The sequence below is a fragment of the Bacillus sp. SRB_331 genome, assembly GCF_003264175.1.
Taxonomy (GTDB): Bacteria; Bacillota; Bacilli; order Bacillales; family Bacillaceae_G; genus Bacillus_A; species Bacillus_A mycoides.
Window position 1 is genome coordinate 1 of the sequence record NZ_NADV01000068.1, and the last position, 6,961, is coordinate 6,961.

Here is a 6,961-nt window from a genome sequence, read left to right on the forward strand (position 1 = left end):
TATTTTTGCACCAGAACCAATATAATAGATAGGGAGAAAGCTGCTGATGAAGCAGCTTTTTTTTGTAAGTTCAATTTGAGCGGAAATCGTTAATTTTGTATTTAAAACTACATATAGGAAGCACCATACATGCCCATCAACTTAAGATATGGATATGAAATAAAATCACGATGTTTATAAGAAAGATGCGATGCTATATTTTTTCAATTAAAGAATTCTAAATGTGTTTTGATCAAACCTTTTTATAAAAATTGAACATCCAGTCACAAAGAAAGACTCTATTTTGATCAAATTTTTTTCAAAATGGAGTCTTTTTGTGTAACATAGAATGTGGATTTGTAAGAGGTTTTTAATCAAACTTTATAAACAGTATGTTTTTTATCTTAAATCAATTATATCCATAAATTTAAGAAAAATTCTGTTATAAGATTCATCAGTACAAGTTATTAAATTTTTTATCGGATTTATGTCAGTTACAGTCAAATATCTAGTAAGCAAATGATCATCTCTGTAATAAGTAATCAATTTCTTCTCTTCAGAAAGAAATGAACATAATAACATGTTTTCAATACGTTCTTGTTCGTCTTGGGTTAATGTAGGGCGCTCTACTTTTGTCTGCTTTTTAACAATCTTACCAATACCGATGAATTTCTTCGGTATCGAAGCGAATGGAGTCCGCTTAACCATTCCTATTCTTTTTGGCATATTTGTATAGTTCATGCTGTATATCCCCCTAATTACTAGTAATCAATGCATCATTATATCATATTTTAAATATATTGGGATTATTTATGTAATTATAAAATAAGTTTTTAGAGGTTTTGGCTCCATATAAAGTTAAACCAATTTAACTAAGCATGATTTATATATATAATAGGAGAAATTACTGTGGAGTCCCTTTGTAGGTAAGCATGTTGTTGCTAAGGTTAATAATCTACGTTTCAATAATACCCTTCTTGGCAAGATAAAGATGTTGCTGGCTCTGTAGATATAGGATTAGGATTCATGATTGATGCGAAAGTAAGTGTCAATGGCTCACCACAATATAAAGTACACAATAGCAAAGGTAAAACATACTATGTAACAGCAAATGAAGCCTATGTGTATGTGAAATAGTAGACAAAACCACCTATCAAAAAGGTGGTTTTGTCTATTTTCATAATTTAGATTTTCGTTAATCCCCACATACTGAATTCATAATGATATTCCGTTCTCTCAATACATACGCCGAATTCTAAATCATCACCAACTAATACAAAATCCGCATACCCAGTTAGAAATCTTGATATGGTTGATAACTCTTCTAAATTATCAAATACTTCAGCAATGTTCAGCTTAACTACTTCAAATTTACCACCCTTAGAGAAAAAGAGTCTCCCTTGATTAACTGGAAATTTAATGGCTTTAGCTGTTTCTTTTAACAGTGTTATTGATAGTCTTCCATTTTCTTTATAATCAGTGCTACCAAAAATTTTAATACAATAAATGTTGTAAGGGAAAACATTTGGTCTAAGCAAAAAAATAATGAGCTGCCCATATGGACAGCTCATTTACATAATTCACGAAAGCGGAAGTAATTTACTTTTCTAATACTTTGTATTTTAGAACAGGGATCTGTGCTGGATAAGATTCCCGGATTTCTGTATAACAGATTTTAATTTTTTGACCATTCTCTAGTTGTCCGTAAGTACTTTTAAAGTGTAGAACAATATCAGTCGGATGCTCTTTTTTCATTTGTTCCCTTATATATGTTTCTATATCTCCTGTCTTTATATCTTGATTCGTAACAAAATATATACGTTCTTCTTTGAGCAATATATATCCTTCATTTGTCGATACGCCAAAATCGAGCGAATCATTTTTAGGTTTATCATTTCTAGTCAATAGAAAATAAAATATGATTATAGTTGTAATTCCTATTAGAATTATTAATAGTTTTTTATTCATCCTGTCCCTCCTTACAGAAAACTTTACCATAAAAAGGAATCTAAGTATTTTATTCTCCGGCGTTCCTTTTTTGCATACTCTATACATATCAGATTAACATAATGTAATATTATCAGAAGTAACCAAATCCCAGAAAGCCATTTATACCGGGATTTTACCAGCTTTCTGTTCCCTCCGCTGTATGCAAGATTTCATACATTCCTGTCACAACAGCATTGGGCAGTTCAAACCGTTCTCGTAGCCTGCATGAAATCCTGCGTATTCTTAGCGTATAAAATCCGCGTTTTGCGGTCAGTATCCCATAAAGAAAAGACACTCATATAAGAGTGTCTTTTCCGATAGTTTTTTTAGCAGAAGCAAGAAGCTCCAACGATGATTAATAGAATAAATAATACAACTAATAAAGCAAAGCCGCCTCCACAACTACTGCAACTACCACCAAAGCCCATTTTAATCTCTCCTTTGAGTAGGAGGGGAAAATTAAGGTCACTCATGTATTTTAATGGATTCACTTTACCTTATGTTTTTACGTATTAATTGAGCAGGTCCTTTTGAAAATAAAGAAAAGACACCCTAAGGTGCCTTCCTCCGACTAGAACCACTTTAATTTTAATAATATGTATTGGACTCCCATTCAACTATTATTTTATTGTATCTTTCTCGTTCTTGGCATTATTGTTCTTCTGCTTTCTTCGTTTCTTTTTTTGTTTTGACTTCTGTTTCTTCTGTACCGCAAGCGACTAACCCTAAAGTTAGCACCCCGGCAATAAGTAGGTTAATTTTCTTCATTATTGATCCGCCTCTTCACCTTTGTTTTGTTGTAATAACGATGAATCGATGTTCACGACTCAACCTTCGTTTGTAATTTGTTCGTTAGAAAATGAACAATTGATCGTATTAGAAAAGGTTTAAAAATAAAACTTTTCTTTTCATCTAATAAATTTACCTTTAAAGACTACATAAATACCTTTGACCATATTTGTAATTCTTTGTAAAATGATATATATAGAAAGATTATGAATATACAGGTAATCTATGGATAGTAGTTTCTAAGAAATTATTCGGGGAAAATTTCTTAGTTAAGTATATTAACTTGTTTGCACTAAATTTTACAAATAAAGGGGTATTAGGAATCATGAAAGCAAAGAAATTAGTAAGTTTAGCGTTACCAGTTATGTTATTGAGTGGTTGTATTACAATTGAAACTGATGGTAAGAAAGCTGAACCAAAGAAAGAAGAAACGCAAAAGATAGAAAAAGAGAGTAAGACTTCTGAAAAAGAGAGTAAGTCAACTGATAGCAAGAAAGAGGATAGCTTATCTGTAGCGAAAGGTGAAGATAAGGAGACAAGTAAGTCAAGTACTTCTAACTCTACTAGTTCTTCCAACTCTTCTAGTAAGGTAACTGGTTCAGAAGTTGACAAATACAAGCAAGATATTTTAGACAATGCAAATAAAATAGACGAAACACTACGATTGATTGAAGACTCAGCAAAATCAGACATTAAATCAGTAAGCTTAAAGAAGAGTGAAATACAACTTGTAACAGGTGGGTCACAAGCATATGTAAGAAAAATAAAGTATCTTGAACCACCAACTGAACTGAAAGCAGAGCATGACAAGATAAAAGAATCAATGGACTTATATTATGATGCATTCCAACTCCTTTCAGAAGCAGTAGAGGAAGAGAGTGAAAGTAAACTGAAAGAATCAATTATAAAATCAAATCAAGGTGCAAAGCTATTCGAAGAAGCAACAAAGAGTATTGCAAGTAAAACAAACTAATAATCAAAATTCATTCAAATAGGGGTATGATGTATGAAAGCAAAGAAACTTGTAGCGTTAGCAGTACCTTTCATGTTGTTAGTAGGTTGTGGAACTGATAAAACAGAAGCAAAGCCGAAAGAGAAAGTAGAGTCTAAAGAAGAGACGAAGGAGAAGTTGTCAAAAGAGAAGTACCCAACACGTATGACGAATTTATCTTCTGAGTTAGTACAGAAAATTACGGTTATAACTGAGTTAGCAATGGATAAAGACAAAGATGAAAAGTCTTTAGTAAAAGAGATAGTGAAAGAAGAGTCTGAGGTACAGAAAAGTATTGCTAAGTTTAAGAAAATAGAACCGCCAAAAGAGTTTGAAGACTCACATAAAGAAATCTTAAAAGCTGTAGATTGTTACAGTAAAGCCTATGCATTACAAGTTGAAATTATAAAAGGCAAAGGAAAAGGAAAAGTTACAGATGAAGACCGAAATAAGTCTCAAAAGTCAATGGACTTAATTAAAGAAGGTAATGAGTATTGGCAAAAAGGCTATGCACCACTTCAAGACGCCCAATTAGACCAAGCAAACGAACTTGGTAAGAAAACAGGAGTACAGTTCGATAAGCCTTCAACTTCTAATTCTGATGATGACAGTGTACAAGTATCAAAAGACGGTAAGGAGTTACTAGGTGAGTGGGGTAGTTACAAAGGTTCTGAATTCCATAAAGGGTTAGACTTCCGTGAAGATAATTCATTTACTGCTTATGATGATACAGGTAAATCTTCTTATGAAGACAATCACATGACAGGAACATGGCTTTTCGATGCAGACAAGAAACAAGTCACATTGTTACCTACTGAGTTTGTAAAAGACGGTAAGAAGATAGATGCAAAGAATACAAATGCATTTGTAGAGTATAAACTTGAATTCTTACGAGCAGGTTCTCTAAAAATGACTGACAGTAAAGGCAATACAATAACAGCTGAAAGACGCAAATAATCATACAATCAAAGGAGTATATGAATATGAAAGCAAAGAAACTAATTACGTTAGCTTTTAAGCATGGTTGCTTTATTATTCTGTGATGTTTTAGGAATCAATGTGTTTTATAGTTTTTCTACGATGATAATAAATATGATTTGTTCATGCTACCTATATATTCATTATGTGAAAAGAAGGAATAGAGAAGTCCATTATGATGTTTAAAGGTAACTGGTATAAATTTGTAAAAATACTTATTAGTCGATTCTGGGAATAATGATTGTGAGGGAAAAAGATGAAATGGGGAATAGAAGCGATAAGACATACTGAATGTAGTGGTACTAATAGCGATAAGAATTTAAATTTGGGAGAGGAGTATCAAAGTACTTCATGGACATATTTATCCTTATCGTATCTTCAAGATTTTTTAGAATCATCGGGATTAAGTAGAGATACGATATTGGAACTACTCCCAATTAATTTTAAGGGAATTGTATGGGGTTTTATGGAGGATGAGGATATTAAGTTTATACGCACGCTTCCGAGCCCAAATAGATGTTTGGAAATTCTAGAGGAATATAAACTGATGGAAGTAGCTGTTACCTATGAACCAAACATGGAATTTAAATTGCGGTGGTTAAAAGAACGCTGGGAAAAAGGATACTATGTATTTGCGAATTGTTAAGAACGTAACGTAATAAAAGTAAAGAGTGGAGAAAAAAGAGATTAAATTCATATAATAATAGGGGCCGTATTTTCCTTAGGTTTTCAAAAATACTTGGAAATAGGGGATACCCTTGCTTTTGTTAACTGCATCATCTATTGCTGAAGTGACAAGGAACGATATTTGTGATTCTGGTGCAAAAATAAAATACAGGAGAATAAAGCACATATATTCCTAACGGAATCGTATCTTATGCTGCAAGTCCAAACAATTGATGGATGAATTCTTTCTGATTTTGGACAGACTGGTCCCGTGAATCAAGCTGCTCTTTTTTAATCATATGCATGGCTTCTACTCCAGAAAGAATGGATGTAGCTGTGTCAAAACATTTGAACCCTAGCATAGAACGGATTCGCTTCTTTATAAAGCGATGATCTTGTTCTACTATGTTATTCAAGTACTTTTGTTGTCTAAGTTGCATACCATCAGGTATGCTTTTTTCTTTTTTCAACTGTTCAATTGCTATCGGATAAGCTGGATTCTTATCGACTGTTATAACACGTGGCTTTGAAACATGAAAAGACCGCAAAGCTTTCTTGAAAAAGCGCCTTGCAACCTTATGATCTCTTGTTTTGCTTAGGAAAAAATCGATTGTGTTTCCGTTCGAATCAACAGCACGATACAGGTACATCCATTGACCTTTTACTTTGATATATGTTTCATCGACTCTCCAAGAGTCATTTATTTGTTTGAGGTAACGTCGAATCCGTTTGTCCAATTCAGGACCATACTGATGAACCCAACGCATAATCGTTGTATGAGAAATGGATAAACCCCGTTCCTCCATCATTTCCACCAAATCACGAAAACTTAGGTTGTACCGTAGGTACCATCTTACCGTTAATAAGATAATATCAGGCTGATAGTGCTTACATTTGAACGGATTTTTCTTTTCCATACCAATCACGCACCCTTTCTAAAGTAATAGTAACAGTATGTCCAAGATTTATAGATTCATTGCAATTGTCCTTAAATTTTTGCACCAGAACCATTTTGAATCCTGTGTTTATTAATCCGAGTAATGATTATAGATATTATGATAAAAATCAGTTACTAACTGCTAAACGAATAAATTTGTTAAAACAAGCAGGGTTTAGCTTAAATGAAATCAGCAAAATCATTCATAGAAAGATATCAGATGCTGAAATAAGTAATTTGATAGAAGAAAAGCTTCAATTGGAAATAAATAAGATAAAAGATGCAAATCAAACAATAAATAAATTGAAAGGCCTGAATCCTGCAATTACGATTTTAAATAACGAAGTAAAAAAAGAGTATCTAGAATCATTGTTCGTATATGAATATGAATTATTACCAAATGAAAATATATGTGTAGCACTGAATAACTTAGAAGAAATAGTTAGCGGACTTAATGTTAAAAAGAATGAAAGAATCATCACATATAAACTAATAGATAATAAAATTTACCCTATTCGTATCGCCTTACAATTGGAAAATTACGAATTGAATCAATTGGCAATCACAAGTTATTTTGGTTTTCAAGCCCAAAAGTTTTTCTATGAAATTGATGGTTCTGGTGCAAAAATCGC

9 protein-coding genes and 2 pseudogenes are annotated in these 6,961 nt (G+C 32.6%); 5 read left to right on the forward strand and 6 right to left on the reverse strand.

Annotation, left to right across the window (positions count from 1 at the left end; translation table 11 throughout):
• Window positions 1-378 precede the first annotated feature (378 nt).
• Window positions 379-720: a YolD-like family protein gene (locus B5P42_RS29910; protein ID WP_113735934.1), complete on the reverse strand. Its 342-nt coding sequence runs from the start codon at window positions 718-720 to the stop codon at window positions 379-381.
• Window positions 721-892: 172 nt separating this feature from the next.
• On the opposite strand from B5P42_RS29910, the pseudogene B5P42_RS32990 reads away from it, so the two are divergent.
• Window positions 893-1,116, forward strand: a pseudogene (locus tag B5P42_RS32990) (N-acetylmuramoyl-L-alanine amidase); the annotation flags it as partial.
• 47 nt (window positions 1,117-1,163) lie between these two features.
• Here B5P42_RS32990 and B5P42_RS29920 read toward each other — a convergent pair.
• From B5P42_RS29920 to B5P42_RS29935, 4 genes and pseudogenes are all read right to left on the reverse strand, one after another.
• Window positions 1,164-1,478 (reverse strand): annotated as a pseudogene (locus tag B5P42_RS29920) (YxiF family protein); the annotation flags it as partial.
• 100 nt (window positions 1,479-1,578) lie between these two features.
• Window positions 1,579-1,947, reverse strand: coding sequence for a DUF3221 domain-containing protein (locus B5P42_RS29925; RefSeq protein ID WP_113735935.1), 369 nt, complete (start codon window positions 1,945-1,947; stop codon window positions 1,579-1,581).
• Between the two features lie 347 nt (window positions 1,948-2,294).
• Entirely contained in the window at window positions 2,295-2,396 is a 102-nt protein-coding gene (locus B5P42_RS29930) for a YjcZ family sporulation protein (RefSeq protein WP_000505688.1), read from the reverse strand.
• 223 nt (window positions 2,397-2,619) lie between these two features.
• Window positions 2,620-2,736, reverse strand: a complete 117-nt coding sequence (locus B5P42_RS29935) for a hypothetical protein (protein WP_002191427.1) — start codon at window positions 2,734-2,736, stop codon at window positions 2,620-2,622.
• Window positions 2,737-3,082: 346 nt separating this feature from the next.
• Here B5P42_RS29935 and B5P42_RS29940 point away from each other — a divergent pair, with 346 nt between their 5' ends.
• From B5P42_RS29940 to B5P42_RS29950, 3 genes are all read left to right on the forward strand, one after another.
• Window positions 3,083-3,730 (forward strand): hypothetical protein, encoded by a 648-nt coding sequence (locus B5P42_RS29940; protein WP_071744315.1) that lies wholly within the window; start codon window positions 3,083-3,085, stop codon window positions 3,728-3,730.
• Between the two features lie 33 nt (window positions 3,731-3,763).
• Entirely contained in the window at window positions 3,764-4,705 is a 942-nt protein-coding gene (locus B5P42_RS29945; protein ID WP_113735936.1) for a DUF3994 domain-containing protein, read from the forward strand.
• Window positions 4,706-4,982: 277 nt separating this feature from the next.
• Window positions 4,983-5,372, forward strand: a complete 390-nt coding sequence (locus B5P42_RS29950; RefSeq protein ID WP_044438579.1) for a hypothetical protein — start codon at window positions 4,983-4,985, stop codon at window positions 5,370-5,372.
• Between the two features lie 229 nt (window positions 5,373-5,601).
• Here the strand turns inward: B5P42_RS29950 and B5P42_RS29955 are convergent, their stop codons facing one another.
• A complete protein-coding gene (locus B5P42_RS29955; RefSeq protein WP_113735937.1) occupies window positions 5,602-6,309 on the reverse strand; it encodes an IS6 family transposase in 708 nt (235 codons plus the stop codon).
• A 104-nt stretch (window positions 6,310-6,413) separates the two neighbouring features.
• Here B5P42_RS29955 and B5P42_RS29960 point away from each other — a divergent pair.
• Window positions 6,414-6,961, forward strand: a 548-nt coding sequence (locus B5P42_RS29960; RefSeq protein WP_258397562.1) for a MerR family transcriptional regulator, incomplete at its 3' end; no start/stop codon positions are given.

What these genes read in the sequence shown, in the direction of transcription:
- B5P42_RS29955 (WP_113735937.1), bottom strand. Translation starts at nt 6,309, where the DNA reads ATGGAAAAGAAAAATCCGTTCAAATGTAAGCACTATCAGCCTGATATT.
- B5P42_RS29945 (WP_113735936.1), top strand. Translation starts at nt 3,764, where the DNA reads ATGAAAGCAAAGAAACTTGTAGCGTTAGCAGTACCTTTCATGTTGTTA.
- B5P42_RS29940 (WP_071744315.1), top strand. Translation starts at nt 3,083, where the DNA reads ATGAAAGCAAAGAAATTAGTAAGTTTAGCGTTACCAGTTATGTTATTG.
- B5P42_RS29930 (WP_000505688.1), bottom strand. Translation starts at nt 2,396, where the DNA reads ATGGGCTTTGGTGGTAGTTGCAGTAGTTGTGGAGGCGGCTTTGCTTTA.
- B5P42_RS29950 (WP_044438579.1), top strand. Translation starts at nt 4,983, where the DNA reads ATGAAATGGGGAATAGAAGCGATAAGACATACTGAATGTAGTGGTACT.
- B5P42_RS29910 (WP_113735934.1), bottom strand. Translation starts at nt 720, where the DNA reads ATGAACTATACAAATATGCCAAAAAGAATAGGAATGGTTAAGCGGACT.
- B5P42_RS29925 (WP_113735935.1), bottom strand. Translation starts at nt 1,947, where the DNA reads ATGAATAAAAAACTATTAATAATTCTAATAGGAATTACAACTATAATC.
- B5P42_RS29935 (WP_002191427.1), bottom strand. Translation starts at nt 2,736, where the DNA reads ATGAAGAAAATTAACCTACTTATTGCCGGGGTGCTAACTTTAGGGTTA.